The 18,899-nt window shown below is 40.7% G+C and carries 35 protein-coding genes and 1 tRNA gene; 8 read left to right on the forward strand and 28 right to left on the reverse strand.

Annotated features, from left to right (window positions below):
• The first annotated feature begins 193 nt into the window (after positions 1–193).
• Entirely contained in the window at positions 194–1,384 is a 1,191-nt protein-coding gene (locus tag CSUNSWCD_RS10460) for a tyrosine-type recombinase/integrase (RefSeq protein ID WP_009497202.1), read from the forward strand.
• On the opposite strand, the gene CSUNSWCD_RS10465 is transcribed toward CSUNSWCD_RS10460, so the two are convergent.
• From CSUNSWCD_RS10465 to CSUNSWCD_RS11355, 22 genes are all read right to left on the reverse strand, one after another.
• Entirely contained in the window at positions 1,385–1,594 is a 210-nt protein-coding gene (locus tag CSUNSWCD_RS10465) for a hypothetical protein (protein WP_009497205.1), read from the reverse strand.
• A gap of 2 nt (positions 1,595–1,596) precedes the next feature.
• Positions 1,597–1,797 carry a hypothetical protein gene (locus tag CSUNSWCD_RS10470; protein ID WP_244263927.1) on the reverse strand — a complete coding sequence of 67 codons (201 nt, stop codon included), beginning with the start codon at positions 1,795–1,797 and terminating at the stop codon, positions 1,597–1,599.
• A complete protein-coding gene (locus CSUNSWCD_RS10475; protein WP_009497209.1) occupies positions 1,784–2,092 on the reverse strand; it encodes a hypothetical protein in 309 nt (102 codons plus the stop codon). Before CSUNSWCD_RS10475 ends, CSUNSWCD_RS10470 begins: the two co-directional genes overlap by 14 nt.
• Positions 2,089–2,268 carry a hypothetical protein gene (locus tag CSUNSWCD_RS10480; RefSeq protein ID WP_034964904.1) on the reverse strand — a complete coding sequence of 60 codons (180 nt, stop codon included), beginning with the start codon at positions 2,266–2,268 and terminating at the stop codon, positions 2,089–2,091. The genes CSUNSWCD_RS10475 and CSUNSWCD_RS10480 overlap by 4 nt, the downstream gene beginning before the upstream one ends.
• Complete coding sequence (locus CSUNSWCD_RS10485) at positions 2,268–2,717, reverse strand: hypothetical protein (RefSeq protein ID WP_009497213.1); 450 nt, start codon at positions 2,715–2,717, stop codon at positions 2,268–2,270. The genes CSUNSWCD_RS10480 and CSUNSWCD_RS10485 overlap by 1 nt, the downstream gene beginning before the upstream one ends.
• A 98-nt stretch (positions 2,718–2,815) precedes the next feature.
• On the reverse strand, positions 2,816–3,112 hold the full coding sequence (locus CSUNSWCD_RS10490) for a hypothetical protein (protein WP_009497215.1): 297 nt from the start codon (positions 3,110–3,112) through the stop codon (positions 2,816–2,818).
• Positions 3,099–3,824 (reverse strand): BRO-N domain-containing protein, encoded by a 726-nt coding sequence (locus tag CSUNSWCD_RS10935; protein WP_009497217.1) that lies wholly within the window; start codon positions 3,822–3,824, stop codon positions 3,099–3,101. Before CSUNSWCD_RS10935 ends, CSUNSWCD_RS10490 begins: the two co-directional genes overlap by 14 nt.
• Complete coding sequence (locus CSUNSWCD_RS10500; RefSeq protein WP_009497219.1) at positions 3,821–4,024, reverse strand: hypothetical protein; 204 nt, start codon at positions 4,022–4,024, stop codon at positions 3,821–3,823. The genes CSUNSWCD_RS10935 and CSUNSWCD_RS10500 overlap by 4 nt, the downstream gene beginning before the upstream one ends.
• 380 nt (positions 4,025–4,404) lie before the next feature.
• Complete coding sequence (locus CSUNSWCD_RS10505; RefSeq protein WP_009497221.1) at positions 4,405–4,641, reverse strand: hypothetical protein; 237 nt, start codon at positions 4,639–4,641, stop codon at positions 4,405–4,407.
• Positions 4,638–5,564, reverse strand: coding sequence for a P63C domain-containing protein (locus tag CSUNSWCD_RS10510; protein WP_009497223.1), 927 nt, complete (start codon positions 5,562–5,564; stop codon positions 4,638–4,640). Before CSUNSWCD_RS10510 ends, CSUNSWCD_RS10505 begins: the two co-directional genes overlap by 4 nt.
• 165 nt (positions 5,565–5,729) lie before the next feature.
• The gene (locus CSUNSWCD_RS10515; protein WP_009497225.1) at positions 5,730–6,149 is read right to left on the reverse strand and encodes a type II toxin-antitoxin system PemK/MazF family toxin; all 420 of its coding nucleotides are present in this window, start codon (positions 6,147–6,149) and stop codon (positions 5,730–5,732) included.
• Positions 6,150–6,200: 51 nt separating this feature from the next.
• Positions 6,201–6,689 carry a single-stranded DNA-binding protein gene (gene ssb, locus CSUNSWCD_RS10520; protein WP_009497227.1) on the reverse strand — a complete coding sequence of 163 codons (489 nt, stop codon included), beginning with the start codon at positions 6,687–6,689 and terminating at the stop codon, positions 6,201–6,203.
• A complete protein-coding gene (locus CSUNSWCD_RS10525) occupies positions 6,682–6,999 on the reverse strand; it encodes a hypothetical protein (RefSeq protein WP_009497229.1) in 318 nt (105 codons plus the stop codon). The genes ssb and CSUNSWCD_RS10525 overlap by 8 nt, the downstream gene beginning before the upstream one ends.
• Positions 6,996–7,826 (reverse strand): lambda-exonuclease family protein, encoded by an 831-nt coding sequence (locus tag CSUNSWCD_RS10530; RefSeq protein WP_009497231.1) that lies wholly within the window; start codon positions 7,824–7,826, stop codon positions 6,996–6,998. The genes CSUNSWCD_RS10525 and CSUNSWCD_RS10530 overlap by 4 nt, the downstream gene beginning before the upstream one ends.
• Before the next feature lie 10 nt (positions 7,827–7,836).
• A complete protein-coding gene (locus CSUNSWCD_RS10535) occupies positions 7,837–8,457 on the reverse strand; it encodes an ERF family protein (protein WP_009497233.1) in 621 nt (206 codons plus the stop codon).
• Between the two features lie 126 nt (positions 8,458–8,583).
• The gene (locus CSUNSWCD_RS10540) at positions 8,584–8,805 is read right to left on the reverse strand and encodes a hypothetical protein (RefSeq protein ID WP_009497236.1); all 222 of its coding nucleotides are present in this window, start codon (positions 8,803–8,805) and stop codon (positions 8,584–8,586) included.
• Positions 8,806–8,808: 3 nt separating this feature from the next.
• Positions 8,809–9,573, reverse strand: coding sequence for a hypothetical protein (locus CSUNSWCD_RS10940; RefSeq protein WP_009497238.1), 765 nt, complete (start codon positions 9,571–9,573; stop codon positions 8,809–8,811).
• A 148-nt stretch (positions 9,574–9,721) separates the two neighbouring features.
• Complete coding sequence (locus tag CSUNSWCD_RS10550; RefSeq protein WP_009497240.1) at positions 9,722–9,958, reverse strand: helix-turn-helix domain-containing protein; 237 nt, start codon at positions 9,956–9,958, stop codon at positions 9,722–9,724.
• Entirely contained in the window at positions 9,955–10,863 is a 909-nt protein-coding gene (locus CSUNSWCD_RS10555; protein ID WP_009497242.1) for a hypothetical protein, read from the reverse strand. Before CSUNSWCD_RS10555 ends, CSUNSWCD_RS10550 begins: the two co-directional genes overlap by 4 nt.
• A 45-nt stretch (positions 10,864–10,908) precedes the next feature.
• Positions 10,909–11,151: a hypothetical protein gene (locus CSUNSWCD_RS10560; protein ID WP_009497244.1), complete on the reverse strand. Its 243-nt coding sequence runs from the start codon at positions 11,149–11,151 to the stop codon at positions 10,909–10,911.
• Between the two features lie 155 nt (positions 11,152–11,306).
• Positions 11,307–11,936, reverse strand: a complete 630-nt coding sequence (locus CSUNSWCD_RS10565) for a DUF3560 domain-containing protein (RefSeq protein ID WP_009497248.1) — start codon at positions 11,934–11,936, stop codon at positions 11,307–11,309.
• A 120-nt stretch (positions 11,937–12,056) separates the two neighbouring features.
• Positions 12,057–12,137: transfer RNA gene (locus CSUNSWCD_RS11355), tRNA-OTHER, on the reverse strand.
• 269 nt (positions 12,138–12,406) lie between these two features.
• On the opposite strand from CSUNSWCD_RS11355, the gene CSUNSWCD_RS10570 reads away from it, so the two are divergent.
• Positions 12,407–12,631 (forward strand): hypothetical protein, encoded by a 225-nt coding sequence (locus CSUNSWCD_RS10570; RefSeq protein ID WP_009497250.1) that lies wholly within the window; start codon positions 12,407–12,409, stop codon positions 12,629–12,631.
• 9 nt (positions 12,632–12,640) lie between these two features.
• Entirely contained in the window at positions 12,641–13,156 is a 516-nt protein-coding gene (locus CSUNSWCD_RS10575) for an SHOCT domain-containing protein (protein ID WP_100223858.1), read from the forward strand.
• On the opposite strand, the gene CSUNSWCD_RS10580 is transcribed toward CSUNSWCD_RS10575, so the two are convergent.
• The gene (locus CSUNSWCD_RS10580) at positions 13,153–13,590 is read right to left on the reverse strand and encodes a thermonuclease family protein (protein ID WP_034964907.1); all 438 of its coding nucleotides are present in this window, start codon (positions 13,588–13,590) and stop codon (positions 13,153–13,155) included. The two genes, CSUNSWCD_RS10575 and CSUNSWCD_RS10580, sit on opposite strands and share 4 nt — an antisense overlap.
• 73 nt (positions 13,591–13,663) lie before the next feature.
• Here CSUNSWCD_RS10580 and CSUNSWCD_RS10585 point away from each other — a divergent pair, with 73 nt between their 5' ends.
• On the forward strand, positions 13,664–14,350 hold the full coding sequence (locus tag CSUNSWCD_RS10585) for a sce7726 family protein (protein WP_009497256.1): 687 nt from the start codon (positions 13,664–13,666) through the stop codon (positions 14,348–14,350).
• Here the strand turns inward: CSUNSWCD_RS10585 and CSUNSWCD_RS10590 are convergent.
• The 3 genes from CSUNSWCD_RS10590 to CSUNSWCD_RS10600 form a co-directional block, all read right to left on the reverse strand.
• Positions 14,342–15,364: a beta family protein gene (locus CSUNSWCD_RS10590; RefSeq protein ID WP_009497258.1), complete on the reverse strand. Its 1,023-nt coding sequence runs from the start codon at positions 15,362–15,364 to the stop codon at positions 14,342–14,344. The genes CSUNSWCD_RS10585 and CSUNSWCD_RS10590 overlap by 9 nt on opposite strands.
• A complete protein-coding gene (locus CSUNSWCD_RS10595) occupies positions 15,361–15,732 on the reverse strand; it encodes a hypothetical protein (protein ID WP_009497260.1) in 372 nt (123 codons plus the stop codon). Before CSUNSWCD_RS10595 ends, CSUNSWCD_RS10590 begins: the two co-directional genes overlap by 4 nt.
• A 214-nt stretch (positions 15,733–15,946) precedes the next feature.
• Complete coding sequence (locus tag CSUNSWCD_RS10600) at positions 15,947–16,723, reverse strand: LexA family transcriptional regulator (RefSeq protein ID WP_009497262.1); 777 nt, start codon at positions 16,721–16,723, stop codon at positions 15,947–15,949.
• Positions 16,724–16,819: 96 nt separating this feature from the next.
• Here CSUNSWCD_RS10600 and CSUNSWCD_RS10605 point away from each other — a divergent pair, with 96 nt between their 5' ends.
• Both CSUNSWCD_RS10605 and CSUNSWCD_RS10610 read left to right on the forward strand, forming a co-directional pair.
• Entirely contained in the window at positions 16,820–17,068 is a 249-nt protein-coding gene (locus tag CSUNSWCD_RS10605) for a helix-turn-helix transcriptional regulator (protein ID WP_034964908.1), read from the forward strand.
• A complete protein-coding gene (locus CSUNSWCD_RS10610; RefSeq protein WP_009497264.1) occupies positions 17,055–17,273 on the forward strand; it encodes a hypothetical protein in 219 nt (72 codons plus the stop codon). Before CSUNSWCD_RS10605 ends, CSUNSWCD_RS10610 begins: the two co-directional genes overlap by 14 nt.
• A 14-nt stretch (positions 17,274–17,287) precedes the next feature.
• Here the strand turns inward: CSUNSWCD_RS10610 and CSUNSWCD_RS10615 are convergent, their stop codons facing one another.
• Complete coding sequence (locus CSUNSWCD_RS10615; protein WP_009497266.1) at positions 17,288–17,608, reverse strand: hypothetical protein; 321 nt, start codon at positions 17,606–17,608, stop codon at positions 17,288–17,290.
• A 48-nt stretch (positions 17,609–17,656) separates the two neighbouring features.
• On the opposite strand from CSUNSWCD_RS10615, the gene CSUNSWCD_RS10620 reads away from it, so the two are divergent.
• Positions 17,657–18,220, forward strand: a complete 564-nt coding sequence (locus CSUNSWCD_RS10620; protein WP_009497268.1) for a hypothetical protein — start codon at positions 17,657–17,659, stop codon at positions 18,218–18,220.
• Here the strand turns inward: CSUNSWCD_RS10620 and CSUNSWCD_RS10625 are convergent.
• A complete protein-coding gene (locus tag CSUNSWCD_RS10625; RefSeq protein ID WP_009497270.1) occupies positions 18,186–18,386 on the reverse strand; it encodes a hypothetical protein in 201 nt (66 codons plus the stop codon). The two genes, CSUNSWCD_RS10620 and CSUNSWCD_RS10625, sit on opposite strands and share 35 nt — an antisense overlap.
• Positions 18,387–18,473: 87 nt before the next feature.
• Between CSUNSWCD_RS10625 and CSUNSWCD_RS10630 the strand changes: the two genes are divergently transcribed.
• Positions 18,474–18,743, forward strand: coding sequence for a hypothetical protein (locus CSUNSWCD_RS10630; RefSeq protein ID WP_009497272.1), 270 nt, complete (start codon positions 18,474–18,476; stop codon positions 18,741–18,743).
• Positions 18,744–18,899: the final 156 nt, after the last annotated feature.

Here is an 18,899-nt window from a genome sequence, read left to right on the forward strand (position 1 = left end):
TGGTTACCCTGAAATAATCTACCGCAAGTTTTCTTTTTAATTCTTTGGCGTGTATTTACTCACCGATAAGCCCTAAAAATAGGGCTTATTTTTACTTTTTTAATTCTTTTTAATTCTTTTGTATTTATAATAATTCCGTTTCAAAGTGTACAACAAACTGTACAACAACATACAAATTCCAAAAAGGAAACCGATGGCAAAGGTATTAAATGCGGCGCAGGTTAAGGCTCTAAAATATGCAGGCAAAGGCAGATCAAGCGTTTACGGCATAGATAGCACGTGTAGTCTTTATCTAGTATGCTTTGACAACGGGACTAAATTTTACAAATTTCGGGATAAAAAACTAATTACGATCGCAAATTTTGCGGATATAACATTGTCTGAGGCTAGACAAAAAGCAATAGAGCTAAAAACCGCCAAAACGGCCAACGTTTGCGTCAAGAAAGTAAAACTAGCCGAAGCTTTTGACGAGTGGCTAGATATTAAGATAGAGGGCGACGGCAGCGAGGCGGCCTACCAGAAGCGTAGGAAGCTAAAAAATAGGGTCAATAAGTGGATATTAGCGCCGTTGGGTGAGAAATTCTTAAACGAGCTAAATAAAGATGCCGTGATAAAAGCCACAAAGAAAGCACATCTAACGAGCGCAAAAAAAGCCTTGCCGGTGCTAAGGGATGTTTTAAAATATGCGCGCAGCCAAAACGCCGTTTCAGACATCGCTTTTATTTACGAGATTTTAGAGGATATGGACGAAATTTACGTAAAAAAGCCCGTAATCAGGCGCAAAGCGGTAACCAATAAAGCTAGGCTAAGCGAGATAATAGGCATAGTAAAGCACGCCTACATTAACGAAACGATAAAAAACTTGTTCTTTTTTAATCTTATTATGGCGCAGCGGCCGCATCAAATACGCGAGCTTACTTGGGATAGGGTGGATTTAAAAGAGGGGTTTGTATATTTTGGGGAGAGCGACAATAAAACCAAAATAAATGCTCGTTTGCCCTTACCCAAGGCGGCGGTTAAAATCCTGGAGGAGCAGGCGAAAATCAGCGGGGGAGAGGGGATAGTTTTTAAATCTAGTATTTGTTCGGCTCGCGGCGGGTGGAAAATAAGCGAAAATACGTTATTAAAATCCATTAAAAGTTTGGGGATAGACGACCTGCACGCGCACGGCTTCCGCTCGATGCTAGCGACCTTTGCTATACGCGCGGTTGAGATTGTGGACGGGGTAGAGCGGGGGAAATTTGAAAAACGGATAATAGACGAAGTGTTGCTACATACTAGAGGTAGCGAAGTAGATAAAGCATATTTTAGAGATTTTAACTCGCGAGAACATAAAAGGCTTTTAGAGTGGTGGAGCGAGTTTTTAGAGGGGCTAGGGGCATAATTACGCCCCTTTGAGCTTATGCTCTCGCCAAGCTTTTAGGTCGGCTTCGAGCCAATCAAGCGGGTATCTTATGGTACCGTTAAATTCAATGTAGCGCGGAGTAAATTCCCACTTGCCCTTGTATTTTTCCATTCGCATTTTTGCCAAAATGCCGCTTTTAGGGCTATACCCTAGCATTACGGACGCTTCTTTTTGAGTTAATAGTTTCATTTCTAATCCTTTATCTGCTTTACCAAAATCACAATGCGGTTAAGCCGGCCATCGTCAAACTTCTCAATTTCTCGCGCTATCCACGCGATTTTGGCGCGTCGTTTCGCCTGCTCGCTTGCTATCTCGTTTTGTTTTTTGCAGTGCTCGCAAAAGCTATCAATCGCCGCCTGCATTTTTTCTTTTTCGGGACTACTCATTTTCATCCTTTATCCTAAATCCAAGCGCATAAAGCGGAGCGATTTCTACGCTCTGGCCGACAAATGCCTGCGCCTGCGCTCTCGTCATTCTCGTTTGGCTTATGTGCCAACCGTCGGACATTTTGAACTCCCAATACCAAAGAGCTTCAACGGCTTTTGGCTTCACGCGGTATTCAAAACTATTCCAATCCCAAAGCGGGTATTTAATCTCGCTCCAATTGCCCGCGCCTTTGTCGCTTACTTCTATCGCCTCGCCCTGCGTGTAGGCTTGCATTACTTCGATCATTTCGTCCGTATTCATCGTCTTATCCTTTCAATTATTTCTTTTATTTCTTTTACGTCCTCTATCCAGGACTTGTACGGCTCTCTATTTGCCCCGTGTGCCAAATCTATCTTTAGCTTTAGCGCGTCGAGCCGTTTTTCAAGTGCCATCAGCTCGTCGATTATCGCGCGCAAATCGTCTGCTATTTCTTTCATCATATGTTCTCAATGTAGAAATACGCTAGGCGTTGGCTATCCTCCGCCTCTTTGCGATACTTCGTGTCGTAGCTCTTATTTGCGATATACATTATTTTGTCCTTGTTGAGCGCGTAAAACTCGGCTAGTATCGGTGCTAGCTTTTGCCCCTTACGCTCGTTCGGTGCGAAACGCAAATAAAGCAGATCGCAGGCTAGCTGGGGCGCTGTCGTGCCGAAATTTTCTTTTCTAACGGCGGCTTTGTTATCAAGTGCGCTAATTTGGGTATCAATCCGTTTTCTAAATTCGTGGTAGTATTGGACGATAGGAAACATCGCCGCTAAAAGCTCATCAATAAATTTGCTCGCCTTTTTGTTTATGAATAGCCCTAGCTCCTGCGTGCTATCCATTTTTAAAAAACTATACGCCATAACGAAAATAGCGGCGTCCTTTAGTTCGTTGGTAGTCATATTTTGCCTCGTAGTAAGCGGGGATTAATCCCGCTATTTGTATAATTTGGAGTTGTTTTTCTTGTAGCCTTTTTGTAGGAGATTAGGCTACGTCATTTTTAATCATTGATAAAATCTTTCCACAATTCATCAATCCTGTCGCGAGCTTTTTGGCTCATTTTTAAAAGCTTCTTTACCCCTTTGTCAGTAAAGCGCAATTCATGTTTTGCTATGCGCAGCCCATTCTCGTTTCGAATAATATACGGCGATACTTCATAATCGCGTCCCAATTTAAATTTTTTAAAAGATAGCGCAACCTCGTAATCCCTCGTAACATATTCAGGATGAAAAATATCTGCGCCCGTTTCCCTGCCGTAAAGCTCTTTTAGTATCTTGTAGTTTTTATAGTGCAACATTTTGCGCTCCTTTGTTTGTTAGTCCGGCATCTTTAAAGACTTGCTCCAATACGCTAATATCATATAACCCCACCTCGCCCCAATGCGGATCGCGCCAGCGCCCTATCGTTAGGTTTCGCTCTCTGCTTAGTTTCGACGCTTTTCTCCCTAATGACGAGGCTTTGTTTTTATCCAATCTCACTTTATTTAAAATTCCGTAAGCGATAACCGTCAAATTTTCATTACTATTGGTCAAGCGGTTTACGCAATTAGCGATTTTTAGTTGATTTTTGCGGATAGCTTCCGTTTCAGCCTCTAACGCCGCCGTCCGCCTCTCTTGTTCAACTAGCAACGCCGCGCTCTGCGCTAAAATTTCGGCTTGGGTTAGCGGTTTTTGCGTATAGCTTCCCGTTTTTCTAATGCTAGGCAATACCTCTTTATTGACGAACATCCTAAACGGTTTTGCGTTCGGTTTATCGCTTCGCATAAGTACGAAGTAAAGCTGTGGCTCGCTGATAAAAGTCGCGTTTTGCTCCCTGCCTAGACTGTCAAAGATGGGGTAAGTTAAACTTAGGTCATCGTCAAACTCTGACGCGATCGCATTTTTAACGACGCTTGCGTTAGTGAGTTCTAAAACCTTACAAACATCACTTAAGCAAAAAAGCGGTTCGTTATTTTCATCGACCGCAACTCTAACCTCAAAATTTTCGTTCTTGAAAATTTCTAAATTCATTTCGTTTCTCCTTTAGGTTGAAGTATATTTAAAATTTTGGCTCTCATCGCATTATGATTTTTCGATAGCGCGTCTAAAGCGCAGAATAGATCATAAGCGCAGTCAAGCACCTTGTAGCTCACTTCCTCGTCGGTATCGGTCGGCTCTATTTTGTAGTGCTCCAGATACTGGACGAATTTTTGTTTGTTAGGGGCGTTCATTTGCGCCCCCTCGTTAACATTAATGCAATGTATGCCAGAAGTACCACTTGCAAAACTTCTAAAATTTCGCTCATCTTAAGCTCCTTTTGCTAAAATAGGAGTATGCACAATGTTTTGGGTTAGGGGCTTTCGCCCCCTTGCTAAATCCAGATTTTAAGGATTTTGCAGATTAGATAAATCAACATTGCGAGTCGAATTAAAAAATCTAACCTTTGCATTGTGCTACTCCTTTCTATCAAACAAGTATCATTTTGTTGCTTGATAAAAGAATTATAGCATTATTTTGAGACTAAGTCAAGAGTTTTTAGTATTAGAATGAGATTTTTTATAAAAAATTGAGTAATATTTTGAGACTTTTAACCAACGCAAAAGCGCGTCGGTTAATCTAAGAGCGTTTTTAGCGCGGTTTTTAGCGTCTCGGTGTTTGATAGGCGTTCTTTTAGGCTTTTGATTTCAAGCAACATTTCACACGATTTAATAGCTTGCGTGTTTATCTCGTCGCTAGTCGCTAGTCGCTTAATGCTTCCTTCGCTTAGCCCTATCGCCTCGCCTAGCTGTTTATACGTTAGCCCTAGCTCTTTACATACGCGCTTAACGATGTTTTCCTCTGCGGTCATTTGCTCTCCTTGTCAAAATCAAATCGTAGCTGATAGTTTTTAGAATACGATTTGTTAAAAAGATAGATAAAATCGTCCCAATCGTCAGCTACTTTCATAAGCGTAATAACGGATATTAGGTGCTTATCAAGGTGCGGTATGCCCGTGTCTAGCGTTAAGCTCTGATGAAATTTATATAAGTTGTTTCCGCTTTCGCTTTTGGGCGTTTTATTTCTAAGCTCCTCAAGCACGCCCTCGGGGAGCTGCTTGTACACTATTTCGTTTGTTATCTTGCCTACGATTTGCGGCATTTTGTGGTGAGTTTGAAACTCGCCCCACTCTTTGAGCCTAAAAATTTGCTCGTAAAACTCGTCGGGGAAACGCTTCGTCCATTCTAAAAACTCGGCGGAGATGTATTTAGAAAGTATCTTTTGAAGTTCGTCTTCTTCGCGCTCTTTTTGATAGCCCGTTATTTCATCAACGAGGGCGACGATACCGACTTTGGCAAATGCAGACATAATATGGAGCAGTCTTTTTGCTATCGCGCTTTGATTTTCGTTTAAAATACCCCTATTGTCCGCCATAACGTAAGCTTTGCAAACATCAACGAATAGCTCGGCTTCAAACGGGATAAACGCCGGTCCGACGACCCCCGAAATTTTACCCAAACTTTGCGTATCAGCCCCTAAAATCCATATTTTTAGATGGTCCGATAAAAAAGGCTGTATCCAAGCGGCTTTTAAATTTCTAAGCAATGCACCGCTACCTCCGCCTCTTAAATCCATAGCCCGAGCCGTCCCGCGCAGAGATAAAAGACGACGCTTATCGTCGGTGACGTAGCACTCTATCGTGATGTCGTCCGCGATTTTCCAGTCGCCCTTGTGAGTTACTTTGGCGTTTTTCGGCTCTTTACACGTGGCTTTGATTAGATTTTCATCGGTCATATTGTTTCCTTTCAATTCAGTTTAATTAAACTGCGCTATAATTACGTTACTTCTTTAAGGAAGTCGTTAAGTCTTACAAGCTAAGGTTTAGCGACTTCTTTTAAGGAGATTTGTCCCCCGCTCTTTTTGGGCGTGGCTTGGATACCCGTCCTTAGTGGCGGGGTATTACCCTATGATATTACTTTTTAGCTTTTCCTTTATCGCTTCAAAATCAGCATTTAAAATCTTGCCTTTGTAATAATCGCTCACACGCCTAGCGTCAAATATGCGTATTTGCGCCAAAAGCGCGACATTAGCCTTGCCTTTTGTTGTGGTAAATTTATGATACAAGTAGCCTGATTTGTCTTTCGTTTTCGAGCTTAGCGGGATACCGATAAAGGCGTTAATAAACTCGGATATGTAAATTTTATTTACCACCAGCACAGGACGGATAAACTCGTCTCCTTTGCCATAAGTCTCACTGCCCACGTTTTGTCCTACCCTTACCCAGTAGATAGAGCCTACTTTTATTTTGATTTTCTTTGGGCTTTGGGAATTTGTAGTTTTCTTTACTTCGTTCCACTCGTCAAATTTACTCTCGCTCATAAACAACCTTTTTAAAATTTAAAAGGTATTTTACTATCTTGTTGCTAAATTTTAAAATGGTATCGTTTCGTCGCCGTCATCGTATTTGTCGGCGTCCACGTCTATTTCTGGCGCGTCGTAGCTTTCAGGCGGTTTTTGCTGTTGCGGTTTCTTAGACGCGCTTTGTTGTGGGCGCTGATTTGAATACCCGCCTTGCTGATAGCCCTGATTGCTTTGTTGCCCTCCGCCTAGCATTTCCATATTCTCGACGACTACCGTGTGTTTGCTTCTGTTTTGTCCGTTGTTGTCCGTCCATTGGTCAAATTTCAATCGACCTTCTACTAAAAGCTTTGAGCCTTTGGAGAGATACTGATTTGCTATTTCTGCTTGTTTTCCAAAAAACGTTATGTCGATAAAACACGTTTCCTCGCGCTTCTCCCCGTTTAGCGTGTATTTTCGGGTGACGGCTATGCCTGAGCTGCCTATCGCCGCGCCGCTTTGGGTGTAGCGCAACTCAATATCTCGCGTCAAATTTCCGACTAAAACTACTCTGTTAAACATTTTTAATTTCCTCTTTGAATTCTTGTAAATATTTTGGCTCAAAGCCGTTTTCAGCCATTACCAGCTCAATAAAAGCAATATGGGCTAGCATATCGTGGGTGGTTAGCTTTTTGTAGCTAAAAGGCTTGCCGCCTTTTTCTCGTGGGTAGTCGAAGTCTAGCACTTTTAAAAGCTGTTTTAGCGTGTCGTGTGTAAGGTAAAAAGGGCGCAGGGCTAGCTTATGCTCGCGTATTTGCAAATACCTAAGCGCGCCCAGCTCCCGCAAAACTACACCGTGCATAAAGCGGTTAAACTGCGAGCTGATGATCACGACACTAACACTCTCCAGCTAACTGACCCCGCTTTTAGATACTCGCTAGGTATTACCGCGCCCGTATGCTCGCAAAACGCTTTGTAGTTGTAGCTTTCTTTGTATTCGGTCTTGCTAATGGTTAGCCCGTATACCTTCATTTCCACGCCCGCAGCTTTTGCTATCGCTCTATCTTTTAGAGCTTGTAGCTCGCCCTCGATTTGCTTTTTGCGCTCGGTTAGCTCGGCGATATTCTCGCTTAGGCTTAGCCACTCCTCGTCGGGGGCGGCGTCTTTATACGTTTTTTCAAACTCGTTCCACGCCTTGGTTAGCTTTTTAATAGCTTTTTCGTCGCGCTCAACTTCTACGTATTCGCATTGCACTTCAAAATTTTCATCTATGTAACCGACGGCAAAAATACACTTTTTAGCTTCGCTCACGTAGAATTGGTGCTGTATCTGCCAAAAGTATTTTTCGCTAGGCTTGCCGTTTTTGCGTAGATACTCCAGCTCGGTATCGCTAAATTTTATCTCGCAAAACGTGTCCGTAACTATGTCATACCCGTCAAGACTAGCCGAAAATCTAGGGTCGGTGTCGCTTTGCATTACGACGGGCGAGAGGTCTAAATTTAGCTTTTCGTTCAGTATATCTCTGATTTTTGGCTCGTATTCTTGCCCGCGCCTCATAGCGTCATTTTGAAAAACTTGCTTGCCTTGATACTTGATTTGCGCTAGTTGGTAGGGCTTGTTAAAGCCCACGCCCATAACGTCGCCCGCCTCGCTAGCGTTGAATTTGCCTTTGCGGTATTCTAGCCACTCGGGGGTATTTTGAGTTAGTGTTATTGTCATCGCCTATCCTTTACGCGCTTTGTTGAGCTTGTATTTGCTCAAGCTTTTTAAGTAGTTGCCCGCGCACTTTTTCATACGGTAGATTTGCGAAGGCTTTAACCTTATACGCCGCTACTATTGCGTCAGGGTTGGTGTTTGTTATTTCGCACAAATGCACTAGGTCGTTTAGCTGATCGGCGTTTAAAAACGTCGGCTGTTTTTGCGGCTGCTTGTTCTGCCTTGGCTCGTCGTCGTGAGTATTTGTAGCGTCTGCGTCTTTTGTGTCGTCGATAGCAAAAAGCCCGTTTAAGGCGTATTTGCGCGCATAGCTCGACGTGCTACCCGTGATCTGCGCCCTATCCAATATTTCTCCGCCATATTTGTTTAGTTTTACCTCAGTTTCCCTAGCGTATGCGCTCGCGTTTATTTCGCCCTCTTTGCCTCGTAGCGTCGCCGTAGCCTTGACGTAAAAGCGATCCCCCACTAGCATTATCTCGTCGCTTATCGTAAGGGCGACGCCATATTTTTCTAGTAGAGGCTTAACGGCTTCTAAAATATCCTCGCAGGAGCGATAAGAGTATCCACCCGCCTTATTTGTCTGCGTCTTTGGGGCTTTTAGCTCACATTGTATTTTACTTAGCGTTTCTATCATCTCTGCCCCCTAAACGATTTTACAAAGGCGACAAAATCGCCGGCCGTTAAATGCTTGTCTGTTTCGTTGCCCCTCTTAAATAGAAAGGCATAAAATTTAAATTCTTTGATACTCATTTGCTATCCTTTAAAATTTCAATTCCGCTTCGATTTGGTCGTTTATCTCGTACGCCAGATCGTCAAAGCTGATTAACTCCTCGTATTCGCTTGCCAGCTTATCAAGATGATCTCTAGCTATGGCGATTATGTCCGCCGCCTTATCGCGAAACTCGTTAAATCTCGCGTCCCTTACCGCTTGCGCCTGCTCGTATTTCATAAGGTCGTAATCGACCGAGTCCATCGCGCTCATTTTTTATCCTTTCAAAATCTGATTTTGTTCTATAAAAAAGCGGTCGTTGTCGTTTGCATACGCCATAACCGCGCCTATCTCGCTATACACGCCGTCCATTTGATACTGGATTTTGTTTAGTAGCCTTACTATCTCGCTATCTTTGATGTTTTGCTTTTGCTTAAGTTCTTGCGTGCGTTTAAAGTAAAAATCCCGCTCGGCTTTGGCATTGTGTAGCTGGGCCCGCAAGTTTTCCTCTCTATCCTCGTAGCGCTCTATAACCTCCGCGTCGTAAATCTTGCCGCGTTTGGCTAGTTCGGTTTTTAAACTAGCGATAAGTGCGTTATGCTTTGCTAGCTGCCCTAAATAGCCGTTGATTTGATCGCCGTGGCGTTTAGCTTCAAATTTAGCGTAGGCTTCAAGGTCTGCATATTTATGAGATAGCTCGACGTTGCGGGCTTTTGTTTCTTTTGCTTGCGCCAATTCGCTAAGTATGGTTTTTTCTAGCTCTTGCTCCGCCCAAAGCCTGAAGTTTTTGGCCTCTTTTGAGCGGATAAACATACCTAGCTTGATGATGCCGCGAAGCGTCCATTTGATGACGGGGCGATTGCGGTCGTTTTTGACTACGACGAAGTGAATACCCTCGATTATCTCGTCGGCGTGTTCGCGCTTATGGACTTTGATGTTGGTTGTAGAAACGCCGTAACGCTCTGCAACATATTCAGTAGTAAAGGTTTGGAAATTTAGAATTTCAACTTGCGTTGGCTCTGTTTGAAATAATGACTGCATTTAATCCCCTTTGTTTGGATTTAAAATATTTATGCGGGAATTATATCAGGTTATAAAACAGAAGTCAAGAGTTTTTATTGTGAATTAAAACAAGAAATGCAAAAAAATGTTTTGAATTAAAATTTTTAATGGTAAGGATTTCTTACCATTAAACAATCATCGATTTTAGAGCATTTTGTAGGATTTTGTAATTTTCAAGCTCTTTTTCAAGCTCGTAAATTTTTAAGACCATTTCACACGCCCTTTCGACTTGTGGAGTTATTTTGCCAAGCGATAGCGCAGATCGCAGTCCGCCCTCACTCATCCCTATCCTCTCCGCCAACTCCCTTTGCGTGATGTTTAGTTCTTTGCATACACGCTTTACGATATTATCATCTGCGGTCATTGTTCACTCCCTATCAGATCCAAAATAATCACTTCTTTTATTTTGTTATATTCCTTGACGGTTCTTATTTTGAGTTTTATACTTTCTCCGTTTTCGATAGCAGTGGCTAATCTAATGCGAGCTTCAGCGCTTATTAGATTTGCGCTTACCCATTTGATACCGTTTATATCAATCTTAAATTTCCTATCGCCGTTACTAGTCTTTTCATATCCCAAAATAGAAAAATCATCTATTTTATCAAAAGTAGCCGTGGTATCTATGAGTTCTTTGAATTCATAATTTTTAACTTTTTGATAAGTTATAGGCTCGCTTTCGTTGTTAAACGTCGCTGTTTCGTTTTCTTGTAGGGCAGAGGCTATTTTTGCCTTTGGTTCATTTATGGCTTTTTGTAAATCTTTATCAGCTTTTAAACTTGCGATAATGCGTCTATTTTCACTTTCTGCGCTTATTTTTGCTAAATTTTCATTATGTGTAAGATACTCGCTATAAGAATAGCCGCCCAATATCATCAATGCTACCGATACTATTATAATAACTTTTGCAATATCGCTCATGCCTTTTATGCCCTCCAATAATACCTTAATCATATTTTCAAGGTCTATTTTTAAACAACCTCGTTCTAATTTAAAAGTTAGAAGTTGTGTTTTATCAATACCCGTAATTCCGTAGTTTTTCTCTAAAATAGAAACTATCTTATAAAAGTTGTCTTGATAAGATAAGACCATTTTTGCAATATCTGCATCTATGTAGCCATCGTCATAATCATTAAACCTGCCACCTTCAAGCTTGATACTATGTGTTATTTGCCCGATCTGGCTTATGATTACATTTTCTCCGTTAGCTAGTTTTTCCTGTAATAAACGTAAATCATTCAACGTATTGATTGAAAAATGCCCATCATTCATTATTATCCTTTTTGCTTACGAATTTTGTCTTGATTATACAAAAACCTAGCTAACTTTGCCGTAAAATTTAACGGCTTCGACTATCTTTTTCGCCGTCTGCTCGTCTGTGCCGTAGATCACGTCTCGCAGTTCGTTTCCGTTTAGCGTATTTAAAAATAGCCCCAGCCCTACGAGGTCGGCGGTATCGAGCCTAACGTCTCGCAGCTCTTTTAATATCTGCCCTAAGTTGCAGCGCTCTAATAAATCCGCCAATTCCACATCGGCTACGGCGTCTATGCTTATTCTCATTCTTTATCCTTTCAAATTTAAAAACCTGATATTTTTGATTAGCCGTTTTGAGTTGTTTCCTTTTTGGAAATAACTCGCTAGCCGCCTAAATAACCTAAATAGCCGCACGGCTTTATCCTTTCTAGGGCTAGAGATGACTAGCCCGCCACTGAAGTTTAAGCCCATAAGACGCGGGCAATTTCTAATTTTTGCGTTAGGTCTTTAACCGCCTTTGTCGCGTAAGTCAAACTGTAACTATGCTCGCGTCTTATAGTGCCGTCCTTTAGCCCTTTTTGGTGCGCTTTGGCTTTTTCTAGCTGTGCCGCGAAATATTCTAGGCTTTGCGGCATTGATAGGTTAATCTCCTCCGCCTTAGCCTCCCAATACTCGGCTTTACGCGCTTTTTCGTCGGCGATTTCTCGCTCTTTTACACTGTTTCCCATCCTATTCCAGTTGCGCTCGATTAGCGCCCTGTGTCTGTGCTCGCTGTGGTGTCCGACCTTTATCGGCTCGGCGAGTTTTAGAAATTCCGCACCCTCTTTGCTTTTTTGATACCACTCAAAGCTCTTTTTTGCGTGCAACGCCTGCGAATTTCTGTATTTATCGGCTTTTTTCGCCGCGTAGTTCCCCTCTAGCCTTACAATGGAATAATAAAACTTACCATTTCCTTCTGCTATTAGGTTATAGACCTCGCACTCAACCTCTTTACCGTATTGTGTTTCAAGGGTGATAACTTCGCCTTTGTCGTGCTTTTCGTCGCACTCGGCGACCCATACGTTAGGGCAGTATTTTTTAAATTTGTTCATCTTTTCTCCTTTTGGTTTTTGTATCCTAAAGCAAGCCCCGCGAGTTGTGTTAAACCAAATTTTTACCTTAAGGAGATTAAATGCTTGCGTGAGTTTGCGGGACTTGCGTTAAGATACGGTGGCGGACGGCAGGAGTCGAACCTGCATTCCAAAAGCTCGTTTTCCGGACGTCCAAGAGTTTTCCGATTAGCATACGTCCGCCATATAAAATTGCGTGGATTTTTCAAGCTCTGAATATGCCGTAAAGGCAAAACACGCGCGATCAGGGCTGGTCTGGCTAGGGCAATATCGCTTCCCTAGTGCGCTAACCCGTAGCTTTAGGTTACGTAACCTCGGCGTGGGTCGCCTTGTCCATTTGGATAAGTGAATATTACCAAAGATAATATAAGAGTAAGCTTAAAATTTATTATCAATAGTAATATTTTCTGAGATATAATTCTTTAGAAACTTTTTATTAAAAAGGAGTAACGATGGCGAGGAAAATACTGTTTGCTATACTAGCAGTTTGTTTGCTGGGGCCTATGGGCTCTTTTGCTTACGGCAAGAGCGTGAGCGGCTACCATAAAAGAAACGGCGCTTACGTAAAATCCTATCACAGGACGAGCAAAGATCGCACGCAGAGAAATAATTGGTCGTCGAAAGGCAATGTAAACCCATATACGGGTAAAAAAGGCACAAAAAGGCCTAAGTGGTAAAGGCAAAAAATGGCTAAAAATAAAGTTATTGCGGGAGCTTATGAGGGTTGGGACGTAGTTAGGAGTTTTGGGATAGTAACTTTTCATACAATGAAAGAGGGCGGGATGTTCCTCGGGAAAACAGTATATTTAGACGGAAACATAACGCACTACGAAATACTTGACGAAAATAGTACCAAATCTGCATCAAGCGCCATAATCAGGGGCGGGCTGGGTGCTGTTTTATTAGGACCAATAGGGCTACTTGCTGGATTTAGTGCAAAGAATAATAAGGTTAAATTAATAGCCTTAAAATTCAAAGACGGACAAGAATGCGTGGTAGATGTTGACGACAAGATTTTTCAAATCATCTTAAAATATTGCCACAATGCAAAATCAAGCTTTGACGATATGCCCGTATCACAGCAAATTGAGCAAAAAACATCTGAAGCTGATGAAATAATGAAGTTTAAAGATTTGCTAGATAAGGGCATTATAACGCAAGAGGAATTTAACGCAAAGAAAAAGGAAATCTTTAAAATTTAGCGTTTCCTCCACTCCCACGGCGGGATAGGCTCTTTATCTCGCCAAAGCCCGAGCTTTTGAGATTTCGCATTGCTTTCTTGCGCGGTATATTTCTTTGAAAATTTGCGATACGCCCACGCATAGCCATTTTCTACCATTTGGGCGTTGATGTCCGCTCCGTTTAGATAGATCGTGCCGATCGTGCGCTTGTATCTATCTTTGCCGTTTTCATCGACTTCTACAACTTCGCCCGCTATCAAATTTGCCAAAAACTGCTTTGACTTCTTGCCGTAGGGCTGCTTGAGTTCGGGCGCGTCAATGCCGAATAGCCTTACTTTGATTTGTTGTTTATCTTGCAATATCGTGATCGTGTCACCGTCTGAAATTTTAACGACTTTGGCAGGGTGGGCGAGAAGTGAGAGGGCTGCTAGGACAAGGAATAACATTTGCTTCATATTTAAGATTTCCACTCATTTTAAGCATTATTATAGCAAAAAGCGTATATTATAACACTCGATTGAGGCAAAAATGAACGAAAAAGACATAAAAATACAAGTGATCGACTGGCTACATAAAAACGAAAAGCACGCAGTTATTGTCCCAGAAGTTACTTTGGGAGACAGCTTTTATGATAGGGTAAGGGCTGATGTTCTTGCGCTCAATGGCTCAATTTCTATTTATGAAATAAAATCCGAAAAAGATACTCTAGACAGACTTGATAACCAAATAGAAAAATATACAAGATATGCAAACAAAGTATCGGTAGTTGTTGATAGTAAATTTTTAGGCAAAATGGTTTTACCAGATAGTGTCGGTATATACACGATTAACAACAAAAAGATTGAGGAAATCAAAGAGCCAAAAGTCCGAGAATTGAGTGTAGATATTTATTTAAAATACTGGTGGGGTATAGAATTTAAAAAAGCATTAAGAGGTATCCCGTATGCCTCAAACCTACATTTAGAAGCTGCTATGTCTAAATTTAAAGAGCTTTTTACTGATGAAGAGATAAAGAATTTAACTCTTATTAGGTTAAAAGAAAGATATTGCAAAGAAAGCAATATCATAAAAGAGCTTATCAAAAACAAAGAATATGATAAGCTTATGCCTAAGAGAGTTTTTGAAAAAGAAACGAAGAATATCAAGGTAACCCCTATTGTTGATATGCCAAAAGGCGTTCTAATGGGGTTACCGCATAAAGACTTTTTATTTTAGTAAATTTGCCATAACTGACATATGGTGTGTCATCATATTTGTTTTCCAGCTAGCGGGACTTCCTGTATTCTTGCCGCCGATATTTTCATCGATAGTATCTTTTATGTATTGGCATCCGCAGCAATGGTCTTCACTCAAATATTTATTTGAGTTAAATATCTCATTTGCTATTTCTGGATACTTTTTGAATTCTCTTATGCAATTTGACTTATACACCATAATGTCCCCATTGTTTAAAGTGTATTTCACCATAGGGTAAAATCCATATACTGGTGTATTTTCATCTGTAAATTTATTTTTCTCGTCTATTGTATAATCTGAGTAATATAAGTCTAAATTTGTATATTTTTCCCTTAGCAACAGATATGTTTGTAAGAGGTTGTTCTCAACAATACATCCTGCGTTAAAATCTTCATCTTCATAGCTAGGAAAGCAATTAGATGTAACTGGGAGCAACGACCCGCATATTACTATCTTTTTGATACTTTCGTCTATCATTGCCAACATATGGTCTATGGTGTTGGAAAAATACTCAAGCATAAGATCGGTGCTTGTTATTTTATAGGCGTAATCTATGTCTATAAAAAATGTAATGTTATCAAACGTATTTAGCATTAGCAAGATGGTTTCAAGATTATCTGGGATTTTTAAGCTAGCAATACTATTTAGTTTAACTGCATATTCCCTGAACCCAATGCTTATTAGTTTTTTCATAGATAGTATTATGTCTCGCTTTGACAGAACGTCAAAATGAGAAGAGTTAATAACTGGGATCATATCAGGGAACAATAGATGTAATTTCTCAAATGTATCAACACTCTCTTTAAAGTTATGCAAGAACTCTAAATTCAAAAAGAATTTCCTGTTGGTAAAAGATAATTTTGATAACTCTACCTTATCTTGTTGAAAAACCTCTATAAGCGGCACAATACTTTCTTTGGTTGAATATTCAAGTTTGTTATAAGCTGAAACATCGACTTTTTCATTGTATTTTAGTATTGGTATGTATTTCATATTTTATCCTTTTTGATTTGAACTTCTAGTATTTTTTCTATCCCCCTCTCTATGTTTCGAGTTTTTATTTTTGCCGCCATACTTTTATCTACATTTGTCGTATATACTCCGTCTTCTTTTTCTGCTCCTTTAAGTGCTATGTCAAGCTCGATATTTACAATATTTCTTTTTTCTTCCAATGTTAGACACTTGTTGTTTTTTGCTACACTATGATCCCAGTCTTTATTTCTACCAAGCTCAAGAGCCGACAGTAGCTCCGCATATTCTTGTTTTGGTAAATTATTAATGTAATCATTAGCCTTTTCTTCATTGAGTGCTTTTATTGCATTTGCATTTTCTCTTATCTTTTTTGTATTAATATTTTCCATAGTTGTAAAATCTCCTTTTTAACTTATTGGGTTTAATGGCTTAAAGCTTTTTCAAGCAACTTATGTTTTATTTTATTTAGTCTTAAAAATAGTCTTTCTACATCTCGCACCTCCTACCTTATCTCCTGACCCGAGCATAACCCCTTGTAAAATTTTGTAGTAGGGATTATTTAAAACCTCTTTGAATTTATGGAGTAGCTACCGACTAGGCGCCCTATTTTATGCCCTGGTCGTCAAATACTAACCCTTTGTAAAACTCGTAATGTACCTTTCCACAAACTTTGCCTAAAATCTCGAAATTTTCGTCGGGAGCTATGGTTATGTCGCCGTAGCTTCTGTTTATGCTCATCATCCTTATGCCGCCCCTGGGCATAAATTCTACTTTTTTGATATACACGGCCTCATCAGACCTCACGACATAGACGCCGGCTATCTTAACAAAGTCGTAGCGGTGGTTTACCATATCGATTATCGCCACGTCGCCTTCGTAAAATTCCGGTTCCATACTATCGCCTACGATCTCGATAGCCCTTAAATTTTCAGGATTAAGTTTGCCTATGACGTGTCGCTCGACGGGAACGTAACCCTTCGTATTTAGCATAGCGACGTCAAAGAAGCCCTCGCTGCCTGCGCCCGCTACTATCTGAAGCTTCGGGATAAGAACCGCATCTTTTAATTGGCGATCCTCCGGGACAAGGTGGGCGTACCTTTCGAAATTGTCTTTTAGCTCTTTTTTTACGATGTCGCTTTTACTTTGAGTTTCGTCATCAAATAAATCTACGACGTTTTTACCTAGAATCTCTGCTATTAGTGGCAACTTTTCGAGCTCTGGCTTTGATGATTTTTTCTCTTTGCCATTTTTGCCTATTTCCCCGGGCTGTGTTTCGTAATGCGCTACAAGCCCTTGTGTTATCCCTAGCTTCTCTGCAAACTGTGCCTGCGTGAGCCCCGCCTCTAGTCTAAAAGCCTTAATTTTTTGATGAATATTCATTGTTAAAATCCTTTCTTAAATTTTATCAATTTTAAAATTATCAAAGATAATATTAATTAAGCCAGTTTTCAAATTATCAATGATAATATTACGCCTATGAAAACTTTAAACTTAACTCAAAAACAAGTGGCGCAAGAAATCGGAGTTACTCAAGGAGCGGTTTCTCTATGGTTTCACTTCAAGAATACGCCGACGACGCAAAACGCTAATGCTATGAAAAGGCTTTACGGCTGGGATACCGAAATATGGGATAGCCCTGAAAAACTCTATGCCTTTTGGAAGAATAATACCCACTTATTCGGCGGTCTGAAAATACTACGAAAGGCAAACAATGGTAACGCCTAAGTATGATATTAACAAGACCTTTAAGCTATCCAACCAAAACATAGCAAACATCCTAAAAATCCAAGACAAAAAAGGTTTTAGAAACGATAGCGAAGTCGTGAGATTTGCGCTTGATTTCGTGGCCGTTTTGATTGATAGAGAACTAGAGACGGCAACGATAGCCAAGGTTATTGAAACTATGGCTAACGACAGCCAAAAAGGCTAAAAAATGAGATCAGTTTATACGCGCTTTTCAAGTATCAGACATTTATGCTCGCCTTTGCATTTGCCGTTTTTAAACAAAGGGCAATTTACGCGGGCTATTTTTGAGTTTTTAAAAAGGACGTTGGCGTCTACTTTAAATTCCTTGCCGTTCTCGTCCTCTAGGAAGCAGATAAATTCTTTTTCAAACCAAAACGGCTTGGCGCCGAAATATCTATTCGTCAAAAATCCGCAAGCAAACCCAAAAGAGAATATAAGCAAAACCGTAAGAAAGATAGCAAAGGACGTAAAGCCGTTGAGGATAAGGGTTTTAAACGAGGCGTCTAAAACTTCAAACATAAATAATCCTTTAGAATCGATAAAGGATTATACCAAAAAGGCTAAAAGATGAGTTATAAGCTAGCTGCCGCAAACCCCGCAAAAACGAATGATACAGCAAATAATATCGCGCCCGTAAGATTTAATTTAGTCCGCGTGGATTGCTTTAAAAAATATGAATTTTCCATCGGCTCGGCAAACGGGACTTGCATAGCCATCAGCGCTACGCCCGCAAAAAACAGCGACAATGAGCCAAAAAATATAACCTCGTTGTTTAGAACCTTGACGCTAAACGATAAAGAATACATAACGCCGATAAATCCGAGTGCAATTAGCATTTTATACCACCTATCCAGTATCAAACTTTTTAAAAAAGTTTCCATAAAAAAGCCCTTTGAGTTAAATTTTTCTAGCAAATCGATTATAGCGCAAAAGGGCTTTTTTATGGATATTTCTAAAAAAGGAGAGCAGATGAACGAAGATAAAAAAATAGTAGCGAAAGCCAAAAATAAAGCTTTTCGCAAGTCGCTAAAAAAGATGATTAAGGGGCTTGACAAGCTAGAGTGGAGCGACCAAGCTAAGATAGTAAAAATGCTAGCTAGTTATTGCGGGCTTGTTGCTCGTTATGAGTAGCGAGTTTATCCAAAGTAGGTTTTATGCCGCTAGCGATCGTGTTAAAAAGGGTTGCAATATTATCGCCGACTAGCGAGGCGTATTCTTTTTGATTAATAGTCTGTAAAGCCGTCTGTTTTTCTATGACGGCTTTCGTCAGCTCTAGAACGATTTCTTTGTCTGTCATTTAAGTCCTTTGTTTTGAATTTCTTAGCTTGGTCGCTTGGAATTCTACTAAGGGCTTAAATGAAAGTCAAATTTAAAAGGCTAAAAAATGATCGCTGAAACATCGTTAAAAGCATATCGCGCCATAAAGCCGTTTCTAAACGGCAAACGGGCGCAAGTATATGAATGCTTTAAATTGCATCCAAACGGCGCGACGCGGCAAGAAATAGCGCGCTGGTACAAGTTCAAAGAGTGCGGCGTATGCGGTCGCGCAAACGAGCTGATAGAGCGAGGCTATCTGGTAGTAGTCGGCACGAAAAAAGACGCCGTTACGGGGCATAGCGCGGAGATTTTAAAAGCCGTTGAGAGGGTGGCGTAATGCCTAGCATTGATTTTGTGATTGTCTCTTTTGCGATCGGCATTATTTTGTTTGAGCTTATTAATTACTTCAAATTTAGGCTGTGAAATGAAACTTTTAGCACTCTTGATTTGGATAATTTTAAGCTTTTTGGCGATTTGCCTTTTTGCGTCGGCT

Source organism: Campylobacter showae CSUNSWCD, from assembly GCF_000313615.1.
Classification (GTDB): Bacteria; Campylobacterota; Campylobacteria; order Campylobacterales; family Campylobacteraceae; genus Campylobacter_A; species Campylobacter_A showae_A.

Bases quoted from the DNA above. Each gene is read 5' to 3' on its own strand.
- CSUNSWCD_RS10540 (WP_009497236.1), bottom strand. From the start codon at position 8,805: ATGAGCGCGATGGACTCGGTCGATTACGACCTTATGAAATACGAGCAG.
- CSUNSWCD_RS10620 (WP_009497268.1), top strand. From the start codon at position 17,657: ATGAGTTATAAGCTAGCTGCCGCAAACCCCGCAAAAACGAATGATACA.
- CSUNSWCD_RS10535 (WP_009497233.1), bottom strand. From the start codon at position 8,457: ATGATAGAAACGCTAAGTAAAATACAATGTGAGCTAAAAGCCCCAAAG.
- ssb (WP_009497227.1), bottom strand. From the start codon at position 6,689: ATGTTTAACAGAGTAGTTTTAGTCGGAAATTTGACGCGAGATATTGAG.
- CSUNSWCD_RS10480 (WP_034964904.1), bottom strand. From the start codon at position 2,268: ATGAAAGAAATAGCAGACGATTTGCGCGCGATAATCGACGAGCTGATG.
- CSUNSWCD_RS10550 (WP_009497240.1), bottom strand. From the start codon at position 9,958: ATGACCGCAGATGATAATATCGTAAAGCGTGTATGCAAAGAACTAAAC.
- CSUNSWCD_RS10565 (WP_009497248.1), bottom strand. From the start codon at position 11,936: ATGAACAAATTTAAAAAATACTGCCCTAACGTATGGGTCGCCGAGTGC.
- CSUNSWCD_RS10485 (WP_009497213.1), bottom strand. From the start codon at position 2,717: ATGACTACCAACGAACTAAAGGACGCCGCTATTTTCGTTATGGCGTAT.
- CSUNSWCD_RS10510 (WP_009497223.1), bottom strand. From the start codon at position 5,564: ATGACCGATGAAAATCTAATCAAAGCCACGTGTAAAGAGCCGAAAAAC.
- CSUNSWCD_RS10585 (WP_009497256.1), top strand. From the start codon at position 13,664: ATGAACGAAAAAGACATAAAAATACAAGTGATCGACTGGCTACATAAA.
- CSUNSWCD_RS10600 (WP_009497262.1), bottom strand. From the start codon at position 16,723: ATGAATATTCATCAAAAAATTAAGGCTTTTAGACTAGAGGCGGGGCTC.
- CSUNSWCD_RS10610 (WP_009497264.1), top strand. From the start codon at position 17,055: ATGGTAACGCCTAAGTATGATATTAACAAGACCTTTAAGCTATCCAAC.
- CSUNSWCD_RS10615 (WP_009497266.1), bottom strand. From the start codon at position 17,608: ATGTTTGAAGTTTTAGACGCCTCGTTTAAAACCCTTATCCTCAACGGC.
- CSUNSWCD_RS10500 (WP_009497219.1), bottom strand. From the start codon at position 4,024: ATGAACGCCCCTAACAAACAAAAATTCGTCCAGTATCTGGAGCACTAC.
- CSUNSWCD_RS10940 (WP_009497238.1), bottom strand. From the start codon at position 9,573: ATGCAGTCATTATTTCAAACAGAGCCAACGCAAGTTGAAATTCTAAAT.
- CSUNSWCD_RS10465 (WP_009497205.1), bottom strand. From the start codon at position 1,594: ATGAAACTATTAACTCAAAAAGAAGCGTCCGTAATGCTAGGGTATAGC.
- CSUNSWCD_RS10490 (WP_009497215.1), bottom strand. From the start codon at position 3,112: ATGTTGCACTATAAAAACTACAAGATACTAAAAGAGCTTTACGGCAGG.
- CSUNSWCD_RS10595 (WP_009497260.1), bottom strand. From the start codon at position 15,732: ATGGAAAATATTAATACAAAAAAGATAAGAGAAAATGCAAATGCAATA.
- CSUNSWCD_RS10460 (WP_009497202.1), top strand. From the start codon at position 194: ATGGCAAAGGTATTAAATGCGGCGCAGGTTAAGGCTCTAAAATATGCA.
- CSUNSWCD_RS10570 (WP_009497250.1), top strand. From the start codon at position 12,407: ATGGCGAGGAAAATACTGTTTGCTATACTAGCAGTTTGTTTGCTGGGG.
- CSUNSWCD_RS10505 (WP_009497221.1), bottom strand. From the start codon at position 4,641: ATGACCGCAGAGGAAAACATCGTTAAGCGCGTATGTAAAGAGCTAGGG.
- CSUNSWCD_RS10560 (WP_009497244.1), bottom strand. From the start codon at position 11,151: ATGAGAATAAGCATAGACGCCGTAGCCGATGTGGAATTGGCGGATTTA.
- CSUNSWCD_RS10605 (WP_034964908.1), top strand. From the start codon at position 16,820: ATGAAAACTTTAAACTTAACTCAAAAACAAGTGGCGCAAGAAATCGGA.
- CSUNSWCD_RS10630 (WP_009497272.1), top strand. From the start codon at position 18,474: ATGATCGCTGAAACATCGTTAAAAGCATATCGCGCCATAAAGCCGTTT.
- CSUNSWCD_RS10590 (WP_009497258.1), bottom strand. From the start codon at position 15,364: ATGAAATACATACCAATACTAAAATACAATGAAAAAGTCGATGTTTCA.
- CSUNSWCD_RS10625 (WP_009497270.1), bottom strand. From the start codon at position 18,386: ATGACAGACAAAGAAATCGTTCTAGAGCTGACGAAAGCCGTCATAGAA.
- CSUNSWCD_RS10935 (WP_009497217.1), bottom strand. From the start codon at position 3,824: ATGAATTTAGAAATTTTCAAGAACGAAAATTTTGAGGTTAGAGTTGCG.
- CSUNSWCD_RS10555 (WP_009497242.1), bottom strand. From the start codon at position 10,863: ATGAATGATGGGCATTTTTCAATCAATACGTTGAATGATTTACGTTTA.
- CSUNSWCD_RS10530 (WP_009497231.1), bottom strand. From the start codon at position 7,826: ATGACAATAACACTAACTCAAAATACCCCCGAGTGGCTAGAATACCGC.
- CSUNSWCD_RS10575 (WP_100223858.1), top strand. From the start codon at position 12,641: ATGGCTAAAAATAAAGTTATTGCGGGAGCTTATGAGGGTTGGGACGTA.
- CSUNSWCD_RS10580 (WP_034964907.1), bottom strand. From the start codon at position 13,590: ATGAAGCAAATGTTATTCCTTGTCCTAGCAGCCCTCTCACTTCTCGCC.
- CSUNSWCD_RS10515 (WP_009497225.1), bottom strand. From the start codon at position 6,149: ATGAGCGAGAGTAAATTTGACGAGTGGAACGAAGTAAAGAAAACTACA.
- CSUNSWCD_RS10475 (WP_009497209.1), bottom strand. From the start codon at position 2,092: ATGAATACGGACGAAATGATCGAAGTAATGCAAGCCTACACGCAGGGC.
- CSUNSWCD_RS10470 (WP_244263927.1), bottom strand. From the start codon at position 1,797: ATGAAAATGAGTAGTCCCGAAAAAGAAAAAATGCAGGCGGCGATTGAT.